This is a genomic window from Actinokineospora bangkokensis, assembly GCF_001940455.1.
GTDB classification, from domain to species: Bacteria; Actinomycetota; Actinomycetes; order Mycobacteriales; family Pseudonocardiaceae; genus Actinokineospora; species Actinokineospora bangkokensis.
The window spans coordinates 855,533-876,437 of record NZ_MKQR01000026.1 but is presented as its reverse complement, the minus strand read 5'-3'; the positions used below and the strand labels follow the sequence as shown (position 1 = coordinate 876,437).

The following is a 20,905-nucleotide window of genomic DNA, read 5'->3' as shown; positions in this document are numbered from 1 at the left end:
CGGCGAGCAGCGCGACGGCACTTATCCACAGGGCGCCGAGTTATCCACAGGACTATCCCCAGGTCTTCCAGCGCCGCGCTCACCAGCGGTAACGTGAAATTCAGGGGTCCCCTTGCCCGGGGTACCCACGCGGCAGCATGCGCGGAGGGGCGGGGGCAGTGGTGGGGTGGGTCGTGGGACCCGGGATGGGGGGCGGGTGGGGTCTTGGGACCCGTGGGGGTGTGGGAGCGCGGGGTGGGGTCAGCCCTTGGCGAGGAGTTCGTGGGCCATGACGTCGGCGAAGGTGAAGGTGCCGGTGGGCTGGTCGTTCTCGCCGAGGAGGTAGAGGCGCTTGACGGCGACGACGATGCCCTCGGCGAGGACGTCGCGGAAGGCGGGGTCGGAGAGGCGGGCGCGGTCGTCGGCGTTGGTGAGGTAGCCGATCTCGATGCGGACGGCGGGGCAGCGGGTGAGGCGCAGCAGGTCCCAGGTCTTGGGGTGGGTGCCGCAGTCGCGCATGCCGGTGCGCTTGACCAGCTCGCGCTGGATGAGGCCCGCCATGGCCTCGCCGAGGGTGGAGGTGGCGCCGTTGCCGGTGCCGAAGTGGAACGAGGCGACGCCCTGGGCGTGCGGGGAGGTGTTGCGGTCGGCGTGCAGGGACAGCACCAGGTCGGCGCCCGCGTCGTTGGCGAAGCGGGCGCGCTCGGCCTCGTCGGGGCACTGGTCGGGGCCGCGGGAGAGCAGGGCCTCCATGCCGGTGGCGACCATCCGGCCCTCCAGGCGGGTCGCCAGGTCCCACACCAGGGCCGCCTCGGTGACCCCGCCGACGGCGATGCCGGTGTCCGCGCCGCCGTGGCCGGGGTCGATGACGATGCGCTTGCCGCGCAGGCGGGGGCCCGAGCGGCGGACGCGCTCCTGCTCGCGCAGCAGCACCGGGCGGCCGCCGCGGGCGCGCGGGGACAGCTGGCGCAGGGCGCGGACGGTCTCCGGGCCGCAGATGCCGTCGACGGTGAGGCCGTAGTCGCGCTGGAAGTTGCGCAGCGCCGCCTCGGTCTGCCCGCCGAACACGCCGTTGGGGCGGCCCGCGTCGTAGCCCAGCTCCAGCAGCCGCTCCTGCAGGGTGAGCACGTCGTCGCCGCTGATCGGGGCGGACACCATGTAGGCCAGCGGGCGGCCGCCGAGCTGGTGGGTGGCGTCGCGCAGGGCGCGGTAGGTGGCCGGGCCGACCAGGCCGTCGGTGATCAGGCCGCGCTGCTGCTGGAAGGCGCGGACGGCCTGCTCCACGGCGGCGTCGAAGACGGCCTCGCCGGTGGTGGCGGGCATCAGGCCCAGCGCGGCCAGCGTGGACCGCACCTCGGCCACTGCCGGTCCCCCATCGCCGCGGCGCAGTACCCGCATGCACCCTCGCTCTCCGGTCGGGCACCCGGGCGGAACGCGTGCTCGGGCGCGGATTCGGTGACAGTCGACCATTGTGCCTTGTCCACCTGGTTCGCACCCGGAAGGGGCGGGTCCAGGACGACGACGGGGCCCGCTCCCCCCGTCTCCGGGGGGCGCGGGCCCCGTCGGGGCAGTTCAGCCCAGGTAGTCGGCCAGCTCCTTGAGCAGGGCCGCCTTCGGCTTGGCGCCGACGATGGTCTTCTCCGGGCGGCCGCCGCGGAAGACGATCATCGTGGGCACCGACATGATCTGGTAGTCGCGCGCGGTGCTGGCGTTCTTGTCGATGTCGACCTTGGCCACGGTGATCTTGTCGGCGTGCTCGCCCGCGATCTCGTTGAGCACCGGGGAGACCATCTTGCACGGCCCGCACCAGGTGGCCCAGAAGTCGACCACGACCGGCTTGTCGCTCTGCAGGACCTCCTCGACGAAGGTCTTGTCGGTCACATCGATGGTGTTCTCAGCCATGCCCTCTGCCTCTTCCCTGGTCTCGATCAGTTGGAACCGTAGCCGCCGCCGACGAGCTCCGGGGCGCTCTCGGCCTCGGCGGACCCGTGCTCGGCCAACCAGCGCTCGGCGTCGATCGCCGCGGAGCACCCGGAGCCCGCGGCGGTGATGGCCTGCCGGTAGGTGCGGTCGACGAGGTCGCCCGCGGCGAACACCCCGTCGAGGTTGGTGTAGGTGGTCTGGCCCTTGGTCAGCACGTAGCCCTCGTCGTCCACGTCGACCTGGCCGCGCACCAGCTCGCTGCGCGGGTCGTGGCCGATGGCCAGGAAGAAGCCGCTGACGTCGAGCACCGACTCGGCGCCGGAGCCGGTGTCGCGCAGCTTGAGGCCCGCGACCTTGCCCTCGCCGTCGAGCACCTCGGTGACCTCGGAGTTGAGCTGCCAGCGGATCTTGTCGTTGGCCCGCGCCCGCTCCAGCATGATCTTCGACGCGCGGAAGTCCTCGCGCCGGTGCACCAGGGTCACCGACTTGGCGAAGCGGGTGAGGAAGGTGGCCTCCTCCATCGCGGAGTCACCGCCGCCGAGCACGGCGATGTCCTGGTCGCGGAAGAAGAACCCGTCGCAGGTCGCGCAGGCGGACACGCCGCGGCCGAGCAGCTCCTGCTCGCCGGGGACGTGCAGGTAGCGGGCGGCGGCACCCATGGCGAGGATGACCGCGCGGGCGGCGTAGCGCACGCCGTTGGCGGTCACGTGCTTCACCGGGCCGGTCAGCTCGACCTCGTCGACGTCCTCGGCCTTGAGCTCCGCGCCGAACCGCTCGGCCTGCGCGCGCATCTGCTCCATCAGGTCCGGGCCCATGATGCCGTCGCGGAACCCGGGGAAGTTCTCCACCTCGGTGGTCGTCATCAGGGCGCCGCCGAACTGGCTGCCCTCGAACACCAGCGGGTCGAGCTGCGCGCGCGCGGCGTACACGGCGGCCGTGTACCCGGCGGGGCCCGAACCGATGATGATCAGGTTGCGGATCTGGTCCGTTTCCGCGGCCATGCTGCCCCTCCGTCGACGTCGCCCGGGCCGTCCGCCGGGCGCGATGGTGTCAACGCGATCGTAGGCGCAGGTGTTCCGCGTCGAGGGGGCGAGTGCGCGCCGAGACCCGCCCGGGGTGCGGGCGGGCCTCGGCGCGGCGGTCAGCCGATGACGTTGTCGAAGATCTTCTGGCAGCCGGACTGGAGCACCAGCACCCGGAACTTGCCGAGCTGGCCGGAGCCGGGCAGCAGCATGACCATGGTGCCGGGGGTGCCGTCCAGGGTGATCGGGCGCACGCCGAGCACCGGGGCCTTGGCGTCCACCCCGACCTGGGACAGGCAGCGCTGCAACCCGGCCTCGTCACCGAGGTCGCCGTAGTCGCGGGCGCCGTTGACCTGGCCGATGGCCGCGCTCAGGTCGCCGCTGCTGGCCTGCACCCTGGGCTTGCCGCCGTCGCTCATCTGCGCCGACGGGACGCCCGGGGTGGTGGTGGGCACGACCGCGAACCCGATCGCCACGGCGGCGGCGGCCACCGCGACGAGCCCACCGGCCCAGGCGGTGAGCCTGCCGCGCTTGCGGCGGGCGGCGGCGATGTCGACCACCGGGGCCACGCCCGGCGGGCGCGGCGGGGCGGCGACCCCGCCGCCGAAGTGGCGGGCGGCCTCGGCCTCCAGCGCCGCGTCCAGCTCGGACGCGAAGCGTGACGGCATCGGCGGCACCGGGGCCGCACCCAGCTCACCCAGGCCGGTGCGCACCGACTCCAGCGCGTCCAGCACGGCCCGCGCGGCGGGGTCGCCGTTCACCTGCGCCCACAGCCGCTGGGCCTGCCGCGGCTCCAGCACGCCCGCGTGCAGGTCGGCCAGCAGGTCGACGGACCACGGCGGCCCCGAGGGGCTCGCACCGCCCCGAACCTCGTCCGTCATCGTCCCTCCCGCTGGCGCCTGGTCGGCACACCTCTACCGTCAACAGCGCTACCTGGGACGTTCGCATCTGCATCGGGGTTCCGCAGATGTCCGAGAACTTTCGCCAGCTTCGCCCGGCCCCGCGCGCACCTGCTCTTGACGGTGCCCTCGGCGATGCCCAGCAGCTTCGCGGTCTCGGCCACGGAGTAGCCCTCGACGTCGACGAGCAGGATCGGCACCCGCTGCTCCTCGGACAGCTCCTGCAGCGCGGTCTGCACCACCAGCCGCGTCTCCCGCTCGGCCATGGCGTCACGCGGGGTGACCGGCTCCCCCGGCCCGGTCTCCGGCAGCGGCACCGTGGGCCGCGCCTGGCGCCTGCGCACCCGGTCCAGGCAGGCGTTCACCACGATCCGGTGCAGCCAGGTGGTGACCTGCGACTCCGCCCGGAACGACCCGGCGGCGCGGAACGCGGAGATGAACGCTTCCTGCAGCGCGTCGGAGGCCTCCTCCGGGTCCCGGAGCGTGCGCAGCGCCACCGCCCACATCCGGTCCCGGTGGCGGCGCACGAGCTCGGCGAAAGCACGCGGGTCCCCCGCGGCATGAGCCGCGATGAGGTCGGCGTCCGAACTGGCAGCGGCTGTCACGCCGACAGGGTATAGGTCCCGGTCACCAGGCTGAACAGCACGTCGGGACCAGTCCGGGGACGGGTGGGCGGGCGCCCGGTCGTGGCGCGGGTCACCCGGCGGCGCGGACGAAGGTGACCTCGGTCAGCTCCGTGGTGTTGCCCTCGCCCAGCGCGGTGATCCACACCAGCAGGTGCTGGGTGGGCTCGGCGGAGTCGAGCTGGAGCTTGGTGGTGCCCGCCGACAGCGTCGCCTTGCCGATCACCTTGGTCTCGTCGAGCGACGGCTTCTCCGAGGGCGCGGTGCGGATCTCCACCACCGTGCCCGGCGACGGCGAGTCGATGCTGACCTCGGCGAACGACACCGACTCGGCGAACGACGCCATCAGCCCCACGCCCGGCTTGAGCACCGGGAACTGCTGCTTGTAGCTGTCGGTCTTCCACGAGGTCGAGGTGTCGCCGTCGACCGCCCGCGAGGCGCGCCTGGCGTTGTCGGCGGTGCCCTTGACGTTGAACACCGCCACGCTGGCCGCCGCGATCGGCTGGCCGGGCTGCGGCGGGGCGGGGGCGTTGTTGGCCGTGCTGCCCGGCGCCGGGGCCACCGCCACCGGGCCGCCCGCGGCCGGGCCGTCGTCACCGAGGAAGCCGATGAGCTGGGTGCCCAGCCAGGCCAGCACCGCGACCGTGGCCACCGCCAGCGCGGTCACGCCGATGGCGAGCTTGCGCCGCTTGGCCCGGTCGTTGCTGGGCCTGCGGGTGGTCCAGACCGTGCCGTCCTCGTCCTCGTAGTCCTCGTCGTCGGTGACGGCGGAGATGGTCTGGGTGGCGTCCGGGAGGGCCTTGGCCCGCTCCAGCACGCGCAGCAGGCCCGCGCTGGTGCGGATGCCGCCGGTGGCGTCGTCGGCGAGGCTGCGGACCGCGGCGGCGGACAGGTCGTGCGGGATGTAGCCGAACATCGACCGCGGCGGCACCACCCGCCCGTCCTGGAGGGTGGGCGCGGCGGGGATGCCCGCGGGCCCGCCCGGCAGCGGCCAGCGGCCGGTGAGCAGCAGGTAGAGGATCGCGCCGAGGCCGCGCACGTCGTCCTGCAGGCCCGCGTCGGGCAGCGGGCCGGGGAAGGCCAGCCGCAGCGTGCCGTCCGGGCTGACCCGCACCCGCTGCGGGTGGTCGACGCCGAGCACCAGGCCGCTGTGGTGGGCCAGCTCGACGGCCTGGGCCAGCGGTTCGAGCAGTCGGGCCGCGGTGGCGGGCGGCAGCGGGTGCTCGGCGATGACGTCGACCAGGTCCGTGCCCTGCGACCAGTCCGCGACGACCATGCCGAGCAGGCCCTCGCCGTGGCTGATGCCGCCGCCGGGGCTGAGCACGTCGAGGATGCGGGCCTGGCCGGGGTGGGTGACCCGGGAGGAGTGCGCGGCGCGTTCGAGGGTGCGCCGGGCGGCGGTGGCCGCCGCGCCGTCGTCCGGGTCGCCGAGCAGCAGGGTGAGCGCGACGTCGCGGCGCAGCTGCCCGTCCTGGGCCCGCCACAGCTCCGCGTGCGCCCGCGCGTCGGTGCCGAACTGGGCCAGCAGCCGGTAGCGGCCGTCGCCCACCACACCCCCGGGCACCAGGAAGCCGTCCCTGGCCCGCAGGCCAGGCGACTGGTCACCCCGGGGGGTCTCGACCCGTCTCGTCGTCACCGTTCTCTCCGCCTGACGCCGCTCTCCCGGCGGGCGTCTCCACCCCCGAGACTACGGGACTCCGACCCCCGCCCGCCGACGAGCGGATCAGCCGCGGCGCACCAACCGGGTGATCCGGCTGGTCGCGGGGGTGAGCTCCGGCACGCGCAGCAGGGCCAGCACGCCGAAGGCGACCACGCCCGCGACCAGCCCCTGCACCAGCAGCGCCACCACGGCCGAGAGCCGGTCCGCCACCCCGCCGGGCAGCACCACCTTCGTGACCAGCCACCCCGCGAGCACGCCCGCGACCCCGGCCAGCACGCTCTTGGCGATGACCTTGACGACGCGCTTGCTGTGCAGGTTGCCCAGCCGCACCCACAACCACATCTGGCCGAGCACCGCGCCCACGACGAAGGTCAGCGAGTTGACCAGCATCACCCCGATGACCACCTGATCGGGTTTCACCACCGCGGCGGTCATGTACAGCAGCGGCACCTTCACCACGGTCATCACGACCATGATCAGGGTGGGCGTGCGGGCGTCCTTCATCGCGTAGAACACCCGCAGCTGGAGCATGACCAGCGCGTAGGGCAGCAGGCCGAAGGCGGAGAACGCCAGCGCCAGGCCGAGCCGCTGGGCCGCGGCGAAGGAGGTCTCGCCCGCGTTGAACAGCGCGACGCCGATGGCCGAGCCGGACACGGTGAGCACCGCGCTGATCGGCACCAGCATCACCGCCGACAGCCGCGCCCCGGTCGACAGGTCGTCGACCAGCTTCGGGGTGTCGCCGTTGGCGGCGGCCTTGCTCATCCGGGGCAGGATCGCGGTCAGCAGCGACACCCCGATCACCCCGTAGGGCAGCTGGAACAGCAGCCAGGCGTTCGCGTAGATGGTGGCGCCGCCGTCGGCGGCGGCGGTGAGCACCCGCTGGGTGATCACCATGCCGACCTGGCTGATCGCGACGTAGCCCAGGATCCACAGCGCCAGCCCGCCGAACTCCTTGAGCCGGGCGTCGACCCCCCAGGTCCACCGGAAGCGGAAGCCGATGCGGCGCAGCGCGGGCAGCAGCATCACCGACTGCACGACGATGCCCAGGGTGACGCCGATGCCCAGGGTGAGCAGCTTGGGGTCGCCCATCGCCACCGGGTCGAGGCCGATCTCGCCGGGCAGCAGCGCGTAGGTGCCCAGGGTGGCGATGATGACCAGGTTGTTCACCACCGGCGCCCAGGCCGTCGGCCCGAACACGTGCCGGGCCTGGAGCATCGCCGAGAGCAGCGCGAACAGCCCGTAGAACAGGATCTCCGGCAGCAGCAGGTAGGCGAACGCCGTGACCAGGGCCGGGCTGGCCTGCCCGGTCGACCCGTCGACGTAGAGGCCGGTGAACAGCGGCGCGGCGGCCACGGCCAGCACCGTGCCCGCGGCCAGGCCGACCAGGCCGGTGGTCAGCAGCCGGTTGGTGTACTCGGCGCCGCCGTCGGGGTCGTCCTGCGAGCGCACCAGCAGCGGCACCACGATGCTGGCCAGCACCCCGCCGAGCAGCAGCTCGAAGATGATGTTGGGCAGCGTGTTGGCGATGGTGAACGAGTCGGACACCACGTCGGTGCCGACCACCCAGGCCAGCATGACCTTCCAGAAGAAGCCGGTGATCCGGCTGACGAGCGTGGCCACCGCCATCGACCCGCTCGCCTTGGCCAGCGACGGCTCGGCGGGGCGCGCCTGCTCCGGCGCGCCGTCCACGCCCCGCGCCTCCGGTGTGCTCACCCTGCTACCCCTACAGCTCGCTCGCGGCGGGTGCCCCGGCACCGCGCCTGGCCTTGATCCGCCGGAACACCCGCAGGCCCACCAGCAGCACCAGCACCCCGGCGGCGGTGAAGGTGACGATGAGGGTGATGCTGCCAAACGAGGTGGAGTTGAGCTCCACCCGGGAGGTCGAACCCAGCCGGGTGCCCTGCTCGGTGGTCAGCCAGACGTCCACGCTGAACCGGCCCGACCGGGTGACCTCGGCGGACAGGAAGCGCAGGAACTTGGCCTTGGCCGGGATGCGCACCACGGTCTGCTGCTCGGGGGCCAGCCCCGGCACCTCGCCCATGTTGATCTTCACCTGCACGGTGACCGGCAGGTCGTTGGTGATGTAGACCGGGATGGGGCTGTCCGAGGACGCCAGCGACAGCGGCGTGCTCGAATCGGTCACGCTCACCTGCCCGAGCAGCGCCGCCACCTGGTTCGACACCCCCGTCACCGCCGCCTGGGCGTCGCCGGGGTCGCCGCGCCAGCCCACCGAGGCGGCCCGCAGCAGCCCGTCGCGCAGCGGCTCCACCAGCGCCTGCGGGCTCACCAGCCGGGTGTCGTCCTCGAACAGCACCGAGGCCACCAGCTCGCGCTGCACCCCGTCGAGCTGGGCGATGGTGGTGGTCACCGAGGTCGGCAGCTCCGCGGCGGAGTCGGGCAGGTCGTAGGACAGCGCGCTCGCGGTGCCCCGGCCGGTGCCGTCGACCAGCGATTGCAGGCCCAGCGGCGCGGTGTACCCGCGGCTGACCAGCGACTGGAGCGTCTGCAGGAACACCGCCAGCTCGGCGGCCGAGGCGTTCCACCGCCGCGGCGGGGCCACCAGCACCGGCTGCCCGCTCTGGAACGCGGTGCGGAACACCAGCGCGGCCAGGCCGTTCTGCACCGAGGACGTGCGCACCCCGGTGCTGGTCGGGTTCTGCCGCAGCGAGTCGGCCACCAGCTCGTCGTAGGGCACCGCGTCGAGGTTGTCGGCCAGCCGGTAGGGCGCCGAGCCCGCCTGGTCGCGCAGCTTGCCCGGGTCGGCCAGCACGGTCGTGCGGCCGGTCTTGGCCAGTTCGCCCAGGGTGCGCGCGTCCAGCGTGCCGCCCTCGGGCCAGACCACCCCGGCCAGCGGCTTGGTGCCCAGCGCCGCGGCCACGCCCGTCGCCCCGGCCAGCGCGTCGGCCTGCAGGGCGGTCGCCCCGGCGCGGGCGAGCGCGGCCAGGTCGGCGTCGGCGTAGGGCAGGGCGACCACGCACTGCCCCCGGGTCAGCTCCTGCACCCGGTCCAGCCACAGCCGGGCCGCGCGGCCGCCGCTGCCGTCCACCAGCCGCCCGTCGGCGGTGCGCACCCGGTAGCCGGTGGTCATCGCCGCCACCGAGCCCAGCAGGTCCGGGTCCACCACGAAGCACAGCGACCGCAGCAGCGACACGTCCGTGCGCGCGGCCTGCTGCACCGCGTCGACCAGGGCGAACAGCCGCCCGCCGGACACCGAGGCGGACAGCCCGTCGTCGTCGAAGACCGGCAGCCCGCCGTCGAGCGGGGTCTCCTCCCGGCGCGGGTGGTCGTCGACCAGCGGCCACAGCACGCTGAGCTGGCGCGGCGCGGCGGGCGGGTTCACCCCGGCCTGCCCGGGGACGGCGAGCACCGGCAGCAGGGCGCTGAGCGCGCCGACCCGCTCGGTGCGCCCGTAGTCCGGGTCGCCGTTGAAGTTCAGCGCGATCGGGTAGACGCCCGGCTTCTCCAGCTTCAGCGCGCCCGCGTCACCCACCAGGGGGACGACCAGGGTGAACTGGGTGGACTGGCCGGGTTCGAGCACCGCGGTCACGTCCTGGAACGGCGAGCTGACCTGCGGGCGGTTCACCGCGTCGGTGCGGTCGGGCTCGTCGAGGGCGCCGCGCAGCTCGCGCTCGTCGTCGAGCACGGCGCCGCGCTGCACCCTGGCCTGGATGTTCTCGACCTTGCGGTCACCGGTGTTGGTGATGCTGCCCGTCAGCGTCAGGGTGGGGGTGGTGCTCTCCACCACGCGCGGTTGCAGCTGGCCGAGGTCGATGCGCAACCGGCTCCGCTGCTGCTGCTGCTGCTGCGCGCCCGCACCCCCCGCGGGCAGCACCAGCACGGCGAGGACCGCGGCGAGCACCGCGCAGGCGGTGCGGCGCAGTCGAGTGATCACGGGTTGGCTCCTGGCGTTCGGGGATCAGCCGCGGCCGATCTCCGGTAGGTCTCGGTCCACCGGACCGGGTGACAGCGGATGCTCGGAGAGTAGTTGGCGCGCCCGGCGGACCAGACGCCGCTCGTCGGCGTAGGCCAACCGGCCGTCGAGCTCGTCGAGCGCCACCCACGCCACCTCGGTGACCTCCAGGTCCTCGTCCGACAGCTCGAACGAGTGCGCGACCAGCAGGAAGTGGTGCACGGTCTTGTGGATGCGGCGGGTGCCGTCGGCGGTGAACCAGTAGTCGATGGTGCCCAGCGGGCGCACGACCTCGCCGTCGATGCCGGTCTCCTCGGCCACCTCGCGCACGGCGGTCTGCTCCGGGGTCTCCCCCGCCTCGATGTGCCCCTTGGGCAGCGACCACAGCATCCGGCCGCGGCGGTCCAGCCTGCCGATCAGCGCCACCCTGCCGTTCGCCGCGTCGATCACCAGGCCGCCCGCCGAGGTCTCGTCGACGGTGGTCAGCCTGCGCCCGCGCCGCCGGTACCGGCGCCCGGACCGGGCGCTGCGGGACCTGCCGGACGACGGGGGCATGCCCGCGATGGTAGTGCTCCCGGGCCGCCCGGTCGGGTCAGCACTGGGACGATCGGAGCAACCGGGGGCCCGCGGCGGGGACCGGGGGCGGTGGGGGCGCGCCCCCGGCCGATACCCTCGTCCACCGTGTCCCGAACCTCGGCAGCCCAGAACGCGGTGGTGGAGCTGCTGCGCGTGTCCCCCGTCGCCGACGACCTCGCGGCCCGCTTCGCCGCCGCGGGCCACCGGCTCTACCTCGTCGGCGGCAGCGTCCGCGACGCGCTGCTGGGCCGGTTGCACGCGGGCGACCTCGACTTCACCACCGACGCGCGCCCGCAGGAGATCATGCGGCTGGTCAAGCCGTGGGGCGACGCGGTCTGGGACACCGGCATCGCCTTCGGCACCGTCGGGGCGAGCAAGGGCGGGGCGGTCTGCGAGATCACCACGTTCCGCGCCGACGCCTACGACCGGGTGAGCCGCAACCCCGAGGTGCGCTTCGGCGACACCGTCGAGGCCGACCTGGTGCGCCGCGACTTCACCGTCAACGCGATGGCCGTCGACCTGACCACCCGGCGGTTCATCGACCCGCACGACGGCATGGGGGCGCTGGAGGCAGGCGTGCTCGACACCCCGGCCACCCCGCAGGAGTCCTTCGCCGACGACCCGCTGCGGATGCTGCGCGCCGCCCGCTTCGCCAGCCAGCTCGGGCTGACCCCCGCGCCGAGGGTGGTCGAGGCGATGGCCGCGATGAGCGCCGAGATCGAGCGGATCACCCCCGAGCGCGTGCAGGCGGAGCTGTCCAAGCTGCTGTGCGGCGCGCACCCGCGCGCGGGCGTGGAGCTGCTGGTCGACACCGGGCTGGCCGCGCACGTGCTGCCCGAGGTGCCCGCGATGCGGCTGGAGATCGACGAGCACCACCAGCACAAGGACGTCTACGAGCACTCCCTGGTGGTGCTGGAGCAGGCCATCGACCTGGAGGGCGGCACAGGGCCCGACCTGGTGCTGCGGCTGGCCGCGCTGCTGCACGACATCGGCAAGCCGGACACCCGCAAGCACGTCGACGGCGGCGGGGTGAGCTTCCACCACCACGAGGTCGTGGGCGCCAAGCTGGTCCGCAAGCGCTTGCGGGCGCTGCGGTACGCCAAGGACGTGGTCGAGGACGTGGCCACCCTGGTGTTCCTGCACCTGCGCTTCCACGGCTACGGCAAGGGCGAGTGGACCGACTCCGCGGTGCGCCGCTACGTCACCGACGCGGGCGAGCTGCTGCCCCGCCTGCACAAGCTCGTCCGCGCCGACTGCACCACCCGCAACCGGCGCAAGGCCGCCGCCCTGCAGCGCACCTACGACGGCCTGGAGGAGCGCATCGCCCGGCTCGCCGCCGAGGAGGACCTGGCCAGGGTGCGCCCGGACCTCGACGGCAACGAGATCATGCGCCTGCTCGGGCTGCCCCCGGGCCCGCAGGTCGGCAAGGCGTGGCGATTCCTCAAGGAGCTGCGCCTCGACCGCGGCCCGATGGAGCACGACGAGGCGGTGGCGGCCCTGCGCGAGTGGGCCGCCGAGCAGGGGCTGGGCGACGCGGCGCTAGCGGTCGACCAGGGAGAAGCCCACGACGCCGACCAGGTAGACCCCGCCCGCGGCGAGGACCAGCCCGGGTGAGGCGCCGTCGGGTGCCACCACCAGCGCGGCCAGCGCCACGGCGGCGACCTGCGTGACGTTGAACAGCGTGTCGTAGAGGGCGAACACCCGCCCGCGCACCTCGTCGCCGACGTCGCCCTGCACCGCGGCGTCCACGCACAGCTTCACCAGCTGCCCCGCGTAGGAGATCAGCAGCGCGGCGGCCAGCACGGTCGGCATCACCATCGGCAGCCCCAGCGCGACGATCGCGACCGCGCCCAGCACCAGCGCGGCCTGCACCGCCCGCCTGCGGCCCAGCCGGGCCACCACCCTGGCCGTGGTGAGCCCCGCGGCCAGGATGCCCGCCCCGAACAGGCCCGCGACCAGGCCCAACCCGCCCAGGCCCGCCTCGAACCGGAACCGGGTCAGCAGCACCACCAGCAGCAGCGCCACCCCGAACGCCACCCGGTGCGCCAGCAGCCCGGCGAACCCGCCGAGCACCGAGGGGGTGCGCACCACCGCGCGGGCCCCGTCGAGCAGCCCCCTGGCGACGGCCAGGACGGTCTCCCGGGGCTCGTCCACCTCGTCCGGGCCCAGCGCCCCGCGCCGGAACCGGACCGCGAAGAACGCCGCGCCCAGCGACCCGAGCACGGCGACGGCCGTGGTGGCGCCCGAACCCGCGTCGTCGTCGCCGAAGACCGCCCGCAGGCCGACCGCGCACCCGGCGCCGAGCACGGTCACCACCGACCCCAGGGTCGTGGCCAGCGCGTTCGCCTCGACCAGCACCCGCCCGCCCACCACGTGCGGCAGCGCGGCCGAGAGCCCCGACCCGACGAACCGGCTGATCCCGATCACCACCAGGGCCAGCCCGAACAACCCCGACCAGCCCACCGCGACGGCCACCGCCGACACCAGCACGAGCAGCCCGCGCAGCAGGTTCGCCACCACCAGCACCCGCCGCCGGTCCCACCGGTCGAGCAGCGCCCCGGCGAACGGGCCGACCAGGGAGTAGGGCAGCAGCAGCGCGGTGAAGCCCGCGGCGATGGCCAGCGGGTCGGCCTCGCGCTCGGGGTTGAACAGCACCGCCCCGGCCAGCCCGGCCTGGAACAGCCCGTCGCCCCACTGGGCGCAGAAGCGGGAGTAGAGCAGGCGGCGGAACCCCGCCCCGGCCAGCAGTGCGCGCGCCCCGACCCGCTCGACCGTCTCCACGGCCGCACAGCCTAGGCGCTGCCCCCGCCCCCACCAGCCGCCGACCTCACACCCCAGACCCGGTGCGGCACGCCGAGGTGGGGGTGGCTCGCGAGGGGTGAACGCCGCCAGGGGCGGTCCCGAAGGACCGCCCCTGGCGGGGTCGACACCCGGTCGCCTCACGGCGGTTGGCACGACGTGGCTCCAGCCGAGCGGTATTCCACGAAGGCTTTCTGGTTGAGCCCGGGGGACACGGTGGTGCCGACCACCCTGGACAACGAGCCGCGGCGCCGGGTTGTTCCCCGCCGGGCCGGCGAAATCTCGCGCGGCGCGCGCCCCGATGCGCGGCCGGGGTGGGATCATGTCGGGGTGCCCTCTGACGCAGCGGTCGAGCCGGGGACGCTGCTCGTCGCGGCCCCCGGACTGCTCGACAAGAACTTCCGGCGGACCGTCGTCTACATCATCGATCACCGCAGCGAGGGCACGCTCGGGGTCGTGCTGAACCGGCCGAGCGAGGTCCCGGTCGACGACGTGCTGCCCACCTGGGGCCCGCACGTCACCCGGCCCGGGTCGGTGTTCGTCGGCGGCCCGGTGGACCAGAAGACGGCGCTGTGCCTGGCGGCGATGCGCACCGGCGAGGAGCTGACCGGGGTCACCGGCCTGATCGGCGTGCGCGGCCCGGTCGCGCTGGTCGACCTCGACGCCGACCCGGACGTGCTGGTGCCCAAGTTCCGCGGCATGCGGGTGTTCGCGGGCTACTCCGGCTGGGACGTCGGGCAGCTGGCCGGGGAGATCGACCGCGGCGACTGGATCGTGGTGCCCGCGCTGCCCGGCGACGTGCTGGCCCCGGCCGAGCAGGACCTGTGGGGCCGGGTGCTGCGCAGGCAGGGCATGCCGCTGGCCCTGCTCGCCACCCACCCCGGCGACGTCAAGGACAACTGACGACCCGCCGCCGTCAAGCAGGGTTCTACGCCGAGAAGGCGCCGCAGCCGCCGCACTGGCAGCCAGCGCACCCGGCGGGCACCTCCGGGGCGGGCTCCGGCACGGCCTCGGCGGCCCGGTTGCCGAGCACGCCCGCGCCCAGGGTGATCACCACCAGGCCCGCGAACGCCAGCACCGCCACCGTGAGCAGCGCGCCCACCGACGGCATCGCCCAGGCGAGCACCGCGCCGAGCACGCCGACGGCACCCGCGACCACCGTGGGCAGGCCCGCGACCTTGTTGCCCACCCGGAACGCCTCGTCGCTGCGCATCGTGGCCGCCGTGCGCACCCCGCCGAAGCGGTTGCGCGGCAGCCGCCCGGTCAGCCCGAGCAGGCCGACGACGACCAGCGGGAGTCCGGCGATCAGGGGCGCGAGCGGCACGAGGTTCACAACCCTGATGGTAAGCGGCTGCCCGGAACCCGGTCGCGGGGGTGCGCTACCCTGGCCGCATGAGCTCGGCTCGCCTGCTCCTTACGTAGCCGCGCTGGCCACACGGCACGCGCGGCAACCCCTCACGCCCCCGACGGGCTGGGGGGTTTCTTGTTGTCAGGGGACGCAGGGACAGGCAGGGAGGAACCTCGGATGAGCGACGAGACCACACCGGGGCACCGGTACACCGCGGAACTGGCCGGTGAGATCGAGGCCCGCTGGCAGCGCGCCTGGGAGGACCAGGGCACCTACCACGCCCCGAACCCGGTCGGCCCGCTGCGCGGCGAGGTGCCCGAGGACAAGCTGTTCGTCCAGGACATGTTCCCCTACCCGTCGGGCGCGGGCCTGCACGTGGGGCACCCGCTGGGCTTCATCGGCACCGACGTGTTCGCCCGCTACCACCGGATGACCGGTCGCAACGTGCTGCACACGATGGGCTTCGACGCCTTCGGCCTGCCCGCCGAGCAGTACGCGGTGCAGACCGGCCAGCACCCCAGGGTCACCACCGAGGCCAACATCGACACCTACCTGCGCCAGATCCGCAGGCTGGGCCTGGGCCACGACGAGCGCCGCCGGATCTCCACCATCGACCCCGGCTACTACCGGTGGACGCAGTGGATCTTCCTGCAGATCTTCAACTCCTACTACGACGCCGAGCAGGGCAAGGCCCGCCCGATCGAGCGGCTGGTGGAGCGGTTCGCCTCCGGCGACCGCACCTGGGACGGCAAGACCTGGGCGCAGCTGTCCAAGGCCGAGCGGGAGAAGGTGCTCAACGAGCACCGCCTGGTCTACCTGTCCGACGCCCCGGTGAACTGGGCGCCGGGGCTGGGCACGGTGGTCTCCAACGAGGAGGTCACCGCCGAGGGCCGCACCGAGCGCGGCAACATGCCCGTCTTCCGGCGCAACCTGCGCCAGTGGATGATGCGCATCACCGCCTACGGCGACCGGCTGATCGACGACCTGGACCGGCTGGACTGGCCGGAGAAGGTCAAGTCGATGCAGCGCAACTGGATCGGCCGCTCGCACGGCGCCCACGTCGACTTCGCCGTGGGCGAGCACGAGATCACCGTGTTCACCACCCGCCCGGACACCCTGTTCGGCGCGACCTACGTGGTGCTGGCCCCCGAGCACGAGCTGGTCGAGGCCCTGGTGCCCGCCGAGTGGCCCGCCGGGACCGACGAGCGCTGGACCGGCGGGGCGGCCACCCCGGCCGAGGCCGTGGCCGCCTACCGCCGCGCCGCCTCGACCAAGTCGGAGCTGGAGCGGCAGGAGAACAAGGAGAAGACCGGCGTCTTCACCGGCGCCTTCGCGGTCAACCCGGTCAACGACGAGCGCGTGCCGGTGTTCATCGCCGACTACGTGCTGGCCAGCTACGGCACCGGCGCGATCATGGCCGTGCCCGCCCAGGACCAGCGCGACTGGGACTTCGCCACCGTGTTCGGCCTGCCCATCCGCCGGACCGTGCAGCCGCCCGAGGGCTTCGACGGCGAGGCGTTCACCGGCGACGGCCCGGCGGTCAACTCCGGGTTCCTCGACGGCATGGACGTCGCCGAGGCCAAGAAGGCGGTGATCAGCTGGCTGGAGGAGCACGGCCGCGGCCGCGGCACCATCAACTTCAAGCTGCGCGACTGGCTGTTCTCCCGGCAGCGCTACTGGGGCGAGCCGTTCCCCATCGTCTACGACGAGGACGGCACCCCGGTCGCGGTGCCGGAGAGCATGCTGCCGGTGGAGCTGCCCGAGGTCGACGACTACTCCCCGCGCACCTTCGACCCCGAGGACGCCGACTCCGAGCCGTCGCCGCCGCTGTCGCGCGCGACCGACTGGATCACCGTCGAGCTGGACCTGGGCGACGGCCCCAAGACCTACCGCCGCGACGCCAACACCATGCCCAACTGGGCCGGGTCGTGCTGGTACCAGCTGCGCTACGTCGACCCCACCGACACCGAGTCCTTCTGCGCCCCGGAGAACGAGCGCTACTGGCTGGGCCCGCAGCCCTCCCACGGCCCCGGCGACCCCGGCGGCGTCGACCTGTACATCGGCGGCGTCGAGCACGCGGTGCTGCACCTGCTGTACTCGCGCTTCTGGCAGAAGGTGCTGTACGACCTGGGCCACGTCAGCGGCGAGGAGCCCTACCGCAAGCTGTTCAACCAGGGCTACATCCAGGCCTACGCCTACGTCGACAAGCGCGGCGTGTACGTCCCGGCCGCCGAGGTCGTCGAGCGCGACGGCAAGCACTTCTTCGGCGACGAGGAGGTGCGCCAGGAGTACGGCAAGATGGGCAAGAGCCTGAAGAACGTCGTCACCCCCGACGAGATGTGCGACCAGTACGGCGCCGACACCTTCCGGCTGTACGAGATGTCCATGGGCCCCATGGAGGTTTCCCGCCCCTGGGCCACCAAGGACGTCGTCGGCGCCCAGCGCTTCCTGCAGCGCCTGTGGCGCAACGTCGTCGACGAGGAGACCGGCCAGGTCCGCGTCCAGGACGCCGACCCGGACGAGGCCACCCTGCGCCTGCTGCACAAGACCATCGCGGGCGTCCACGACGACTACGCCAACATGCGCTACAACACCGCGGGCGCCAAGCTGATCGAGCTGAACAACCACCTGACGAAGAACTTCCCCGACGGCGCCCCCCGCGCCGTCGCCGAGGCCGTCGTCCCCATGCTGGCCCCCCTGTGCCCGCACGTCGCCGAGGAGCTGTGGGCCAAGCTGGGCCACGGCGAGTCCCTGGCCCACGGCCCCTTCCCCACCGCCGACGACCGCTACCTGGTCGAGGACACCGTCGAGTACCCCATCCAGGTCAACGGCAAGGTCCGCGCCCGGGTCACCGTCGCCGCCTCCGCCACCCAGGACGAGGTCAAGTCCGCCGCCCTGGCCGAGGAGAAGGTGGCCGCCCTGGTCGGCACCACCACCCCCCGCAAGGTCATCGTCGTCCCCGGCCGCCTGGTCAACATCGTCCTGTAGCCACCGATCACGCGAAGGGGGCTGTGGCCGACCGGCCACAGCCCCCTTCGCGTTCGTCCTGGGGTCAGCCCATGAGGTCGCGAGCTATCAGCCCATTCGCTCCACAAGCGCGCTGCTGAACCTCGGAGCGGTCTTCCCGAGGACCGCGAGGAACTCCACGATCGTCATCTGAGGTCGTTGATACGCCTCGATCTGGGTGCGCAGGCACTCGATCGTGCGTCCCGGGTACAGGTCAAGCTGGTCAAGCAGGAAATCATCGGGATGCACAGCCGAGATGTCTTGCCCCAGTGGGCCTGCCACAGGAGCGTGTCGGCGAGGGACCTGGGCACTAGTACGCACGCGTCCAGCAGAGCGGGGAACGACACGAGGGCAGTCTGCCGGGTGGGTCACCGCGTCCGGATGAACCCCGAGCTCTCCTCGAGACTGCCGTCGGCCGCTGACTCCCGGGCCAGCTCGCTCAGCGCCGCCTGCCGCGTGGCCAGCATCCGCTCCTCGTAGGCGATCACGTCCGCCAGCTTCACCCGCCGGTGCCTGCCGCGCAGCGCGAACGGGATCGCACCGCTCTCCAACAACTTCACCAACGTCGGGCGCGAGACTCCGAGCAGGTCGGCTGCCTCCTGCGTCGTCAGCAGCGTGTTCCGCGGCGCGATGGTGATGGCCATTCCCTGCGAGAGCGCCTCGACGACGTCGCGCAGCACACCGAAGACCTCGGCGGGCAGCTCCACCCGCTCGCCACCGGGACCGATGAGCGCCGCCTGGTCGCCGTGCAGCGCCTCCAACACCGAGGACAACCGCGGCTCCGGCGCGGTGGGCGGGAAGATGGTGTGCTGGTCGACGACCGCGGTCATGGCCGGCTCCCTCCGGTGCGGGCTACGACGACCAGTCTCTTCGAAATATTCGAAAGCTGCCAGGCCGGGGTCAGCCCATGAGGTCGCGGGCCTTGGTGAAGGCGGTGGCGGCTCGTTCGACGTCCTCCGGGGTGTGGGCGGCGGAGAGCTGGGTGCGGATGCGGGCCTTGCCGTGGGGGACGACGGGGTAGGAGAAGCCGATGACGTAGATGCCCTGCTCCAGCAGCAGGTCGGCCATGCGGGCGGCCCGGGCGGCGTCACCGATCATCACCGGGATGATGGGGTGGTCGCCGGGGAGCAGGTCGAAGCCCGCGTCGGTCATCAGGCGGCGGAAGAGGGCCGCGTTGTCGCGCAGACGGGTGAGCAGGTCCGGGGTGATGAGGTCGAGGGCGGCGAGGGCCGCGGCGGTGATGCTCGGGGCCAGGGAGTTGCTGAACAGGTAGGGGCGGGAGCGCTGGCGCAGCAGCTCCACGATCTCCGCCCGGCCCGAGGTGTAGCCGCCGGAGGCGCCGCCGAGGGCCTTGCCCAGGGTGCCGGTGTAGACGTCGACCTGGTCGGAGACGCCGAAGTGGGAGGGGGTGCCCGCGCCGTCGGGGCCCAGGAAGCCGACCGCGTGCGAGTCGTCGACCATCACCAGGGCGTCGTAGCGCTCGGCCAGGGCGCAGATCTCGTCGAGGGGGGCGAGGTAGCCGTCCATGGAGAACACGCCGTCGGTGGCGATCATGCGGTGGCGGGCGTCGGCGGTGGCGCGCAGCTGCGCCTCCAGGTCGGCCATGTCGCGGTTGCGGTAGCGCAGCCGCTTCGCCTTGGACAGGCGCACCCCGTCGATGATGCTGGCGTGGTTGAGCTCGTCGGAGATGATCGCGTCCTCGGCGCCGAGCAGGGTCTCGAACAGGCCGCCGTTGGCGTCGAAGCACGAGCTGTAGAGGATCGTGTCCTCGGTGCCCAGGAACCGCGACAGCCGCCGCTCCAGCTCCTTGTGCGGTTCCTGGGTGCCGCAGATGAACCGCACCGAGGCCATCCCGAAGCCCCAGTCGTCCAGCGCCCGCCGCGCGGCCGACACCAGGGCCGGGTGGTCGGCCAGGCCCAGGTAGTTGTTGGCGCAGAAGTTCAGCACCCGCTCGCCGGAGACGGTGATGGCGGCCCGCTGCGGGGAGGTGATCACCCGCTCGTCCTTGTACAGGCCCGCGCCGCGGATCTCCCCGAGGGTGGCCCGCAGGTCCTCGCGCATGCTGCCGAACACGTCAGCCCTCCCAGTCCAGGACGACCTTGCCGCACCGGCCCGCGCGCGCCGTGGCGAACGCCTCCGCGAACCCGGTGTGGTGGAAGCGGTGCGTGACCACCGGCGCGATGTCCAGCCCGCCCTGCAGCAGCACCGACATCGCGTACCAGGTCTCGAACATCTCCCGGCCGTACACGCCCTTGATCGTGATCATCTTCTGCACCACGGCGGCCACGTCCACCGCGATCTCCCCCGCGGGCAGCCCCAGCACCGCCACCCGCCCGCCGTGGGTCATGCTCGCGATCATCTCGCGCAGCGCCGAGGGCTGCCCGGACATCTCCATGCCCACGTCGAAGCCCTCGGACATGCCCAGCGCGGCGAACGCGTCGGCGACCCGCCCGGAGCTGACGTCCAGCGCCAGGTCGACGCCGAGCTTGCGGGCCAGCTCCAGCCGGTGCTCGCTGACGTCGGTGACCACCACGTGCCGGGCGCCCGCGTGCTTGGCCACCGCGGCGGCCATCAGCCCGATCGGCCCGGCCCCGGTGATCAGCACGTCCTCGCCCAGCACCGGGAACGACAGCGCGGTGTGCACGGCGTTGCCGAACGGGTCGAACACCGCGGCGATGTCCAGGTCGACGGGGTGGCTGTGCACCCACGCGTTCTGCTCGGGCACCACCACGTACTCGGCGAAGGCGCCGTCGGTGTGCACCCCCAGCCCGACCGTGCGCACGCACAGGTGCCGCCGCCCGGCCCGGCAGTTGCGGCAGGTCCCGCACACCAGGTGCCCCTCACCGCTGACCAGGTCGCCGGGGCGCACCTTCGTCACCGCCGCGCCGACCTCGACCACCCGGCCGACGAACTCGTGCCCGACGACCAGCGGCGCCCGGATCGCCCGCGCCGCCCAGTCGTCCCAGGCGTCGATGTGCAGGTCGGTGCCGCAGATGCCGGTGCGCAGCACGCGCACCTTCACCGCGCCGGGGCCCACCTCCGGCTCGGGCACGTCGACCAGCTCCAGCCCGGGTCCCGCAGCGGTCTTGACCAGCGCCTGCACGTTGCCTCCGTCATCGCCTCGCCCTCCCGGCCGAGTCTGGCCGAGCCGCGCGCGGGC

Annotated in this window: 17 protein-coding genes; 3 read left to right on the top strand and 14 right to left on the bottom strand. The window is 73.4% G+C overall.

Translation table 11 applies throughout. The features are described 5' to 3' along the window. Positions 1-240: 240 nt before the first annotated feature. The 9 genes from BJP25_RS26835 to BJP25_RS26795 form a co-directional block, all read right to left on the bottom strand. Entirely contained in the window at positions 241-1,377 is a 1,137-nt protein-coding gene (locus BJP25_RS26835) for an N-acetylmuramoyl-L-alanine amidase (RefSeq protein ID WP_075977724.1), read from the bottom strand. A gap of 174 nt (positions 1,378-1,551) precedes the next feature. Continuing rightward, a complete protein-coding gene (gene trxA / locus BJP25_RS26830) occupies positions 1,552-1,881 on the bottom strand; it encodes a thioredoxin (RefSeq protein WP_075977723.1) in 330 nt (109 codons plus the stop codon). Between the two features lie 26 nt (positions 1,882-1,907). Continuing rightward, positions 1,908-2,903 carry a thioredoxin-disulfide reductase gene (gene trxB, locus BJP25_RS26825; protein ID WP_075977722.1) on the bottom strand — a complete coding sequence of 332 codons (996 nt, stop codon included), beginning with the start codon at positions 2,901-2,903 and terminating at the stop codon, positions 1,908-1,910. Positions 2,904-3,043: 140 nt separating this feature from the next. After that, entirely contained in the window at positions 3,044-3,805 is a 762-nt protein-coding gene (locus tag BJP25_RS26820; RefSeq protein WP_075977721.1) for an anti-sigma factor family protein, read from the bottom strand. Continuing rightward, positions 3,802-4,428, bottom strand: coding sequence for an RNA polymerase sigma factor SigM (gene sigM / locus BJP25_RS26815; protein WP_075977720.1), 627 nt, complete (start codon positions 4,426-4,428; stop codon positions 3,802-3,804). The genes BJP25_RS26820 and sigM overlap by 4 nt, the downstream gene beginning before the upstream one ends. Positions 4,429-4,519: 91 nt before the next feature. Then, the gene (locus tag BJP25_RS26810) at positions 4,520-6,082 is read right to left on the bottom strand and encodes a protein kinase family protein (RefSeq protein ID WP_075977719.1); all 1,563 of its coding nucleotides are present in this window, start codon (positions 6,080-6,082) and stop codon (positions 4,520-4,522) included. A gap of 87 nt (positions 6,083-6,169) precedes the next feature. Then, positions 6,170-7,819, bottom strand: a complete 1,650-nt coding sequence (gene murJ / locus BJP25_RS26805) for a murein biosynthesis integral membrane protein MurJ (protein WP_075977718.1) — start codon at positions 7,817-7,819, stop codon at positions 6,170-6,172. Between the two features lie 10 nt (positions 7,820-7,829). Continuing rightward, the gene (locus BJP25_RS35870; protein WP_084794536.1) at positions 7,830-9,998 is read right to left on the bottom strand and encodes a DUF6049 family protein; all 2,169 of its coding nucleotides are present in this window, start codon (positions 9,996-9,998) and stop codon (positions 7,830-7,832) included. Between the two features lie 24 nt (positions 9,999-10,022). Next, positions 10,023-10,571, bottom strand: a complete 549-nt coding sequence (locus BJP25_RS26795) for an NUDIX hydrolase (RefSeq protein ID WP_075977717.1) — start codon at positions 10,569-10,571, stop codon at positions 10,023-10,025. 126 nt (positions 10,572-10,697) lie between these two features. On the opposite strand from BJP25_RS26795, the gene BJP25_RS26790 reads away from it, so the two are divergent. Beyond that, positions 10,698-12,206 (top strand): CCA tRNA nucleotidyltransferase, encoded by a 1,509-nt coding sequence (locus BJP25_RS26790; protein WP_075977716.1) that lies wholly within the window; start codon positions 10,698-10,700, stop codon positions 12,204-12,206. Here BJP25_RS26790 and BJP25_RS26785 read toward each other — a convergent pair. Next, positions 12,132-13,373 carry an MFS transporter gene (locus BJP25_RS26785; RefSeq protein ID WP_075977715.1) on the bottom strand — a complete coding sequence of 414 codons (1,242 nt, stop codon included), beginning with the start codon at positions 13,371-13,373 and terminating at the stop codon, positions 12,132-12,134. The two genes, BJP25_RS26790 and BJP25_RS26785, sit on opposite strands and share 75 nt — an antisense overlap. 348 nt (positions 13,374-13,721) lie before the next feature. On the opposite strand from BJP25_RS26785, the gene BJP25_RS26780 reads away from it, so the two are divergent. Then, positions 13,722-14,294, top strand: a complete 573-nt coding sequence (locus tag BJP25_RS26780) for a YqgE/AlgH family protein (protein ID WP_075977714.1) — start codon at positions 13,722-13,724, stop codon at positions 14,292-14,294. A gap of 25 nt (positions 14,295-14,319) precedes the next feature. Here BJP25_RS26780 and BJP25_RS26775 read toward each other — a convergent pair whose 3' ends face one another. Next, positions 14,320-14,724 carry an SdpI family protein gene (locus BJP25_RS26775; RefSeq protein ID WP_075977713.1) on the bottom strand — a complete coding sequence of 135 codons (405 nt, stop codon included), beginning with the start codon at positions 14,722-14,724 and terminating at the stop codon, positions 14,320-14,322. Between the two features lie 192 nt (positions 14,725-14,916). Here BJP25_RS26775 and leuS point away from each other — a divergent pair, with 192 nt between their 5' ends. After that, positions 14,917-17,727 carry a leucine--tRNA ligase gene (gene leuS / locus BJP25_RS26770; RefSeq protein WP_075977712.1) on the top strand — a complete coding sequence of 937 codons (2,811 nt, stop codon included), beginning with the start codon at positions 14,917-14,919 and terminating at the stop codon, positions 17,725-17,727. Between the two features lie 386 nt (positions 17,728-18,113). On the opposite strand, the gene BJP25_RS26760 is transcribed toward leuS, so the two are convergent. The 3 genes from BJP25_RS26760 to tdh form a co-directional block, all read right to left on the bottom strand. Beyond that, on the bottom strand, positions 18,114-18,575 hold the full coding sequence (locus BJP25_RS26760) for a helix-turn-helix domain-containing protein (RefSeq protein ID WP_075977710.1): 462 nt from the start codon (positions 18,573-18,575) through the stop codon (positions 18,114-18,116). Between the two features lie 70 nt (positions 18,576-18,645). Continuing rightward, positions 18,646-19,818: a glycine C-acetyltransferase gene (locus BJP25_RS26755; RefSeq protein ID WP_198943600.1), complete on the bottom strand. Its 1,173-nt coding sequence runs from the start codon at positions 19,816-19,818 to the stop codon at positions 18,646-18,648. Between the two features lies 1 nt (position 19,819). Next, on the bottom strand, positions 19,820-20,848 hold the full coding sequence (gene tdh, locus BJP25_RS26750) for an L-threonine 3-dehydrogenase (RefSeq protein ID WP_075977709.1): 1,029 nt from the start codon (positions 20,846-20,848) through the stop codon (positions 19,820-19,822). Positions 20,849-20,905: the final 57 nt, after the last annotated feature.

Bases quoted from the DNA above. Each gene is read 5' to 3' on its own strand.
- BJP25_RS26835 (WP_075977724.1), bottom strand. From the start codon at position 1,377: ATGCGGGTACTGCGCCGCGGCGATGGGGGACCGGCAGTGGCCGAGGTG.
- trxA (WP_075977723.1), bottom strand. From the start codon at position 1,881: ATGGCTGAGAACACCATCGATGTGACCGACAAGACCTTCGTCGAGGAG.
- trxB (WP_075977722.1), bottom strand. From the start codon at position 2,903: ATGGCCGCGGAAACGGACCAGATCCGCAACCTGATCATCATCGGTTCG.
- BJP25_RS26820 (WP_075977721.1), bottom strand. From the start codon at position 3,805: ATGACGGACGAGGTTCGGGGCGGTGCGAGCCCCTCGGGGCCGCCGTGG.
- BJP25_RS26795 (WP_075977717.1), bottom strand. From the start codon at position 10,571: ATGCCCCCGTCGTCCGGCAGGTCCCGCAGCGCCCGGTCCGGGCGCCGG.
- leuS (WP_075977712.1), top strand. From the start codon at position 14,917: ATGAGCGACGAGACCACACCGGGGCACCGGTACACCGCGGAACTGGCC.
- BJP25_RS26760 (WP_075977710.1), bottom strand. From the start codon at position 18,575: ATGACCGCGGTCGTCGACCAGCACACCATCTTCCCGCCCACCGCGCCG.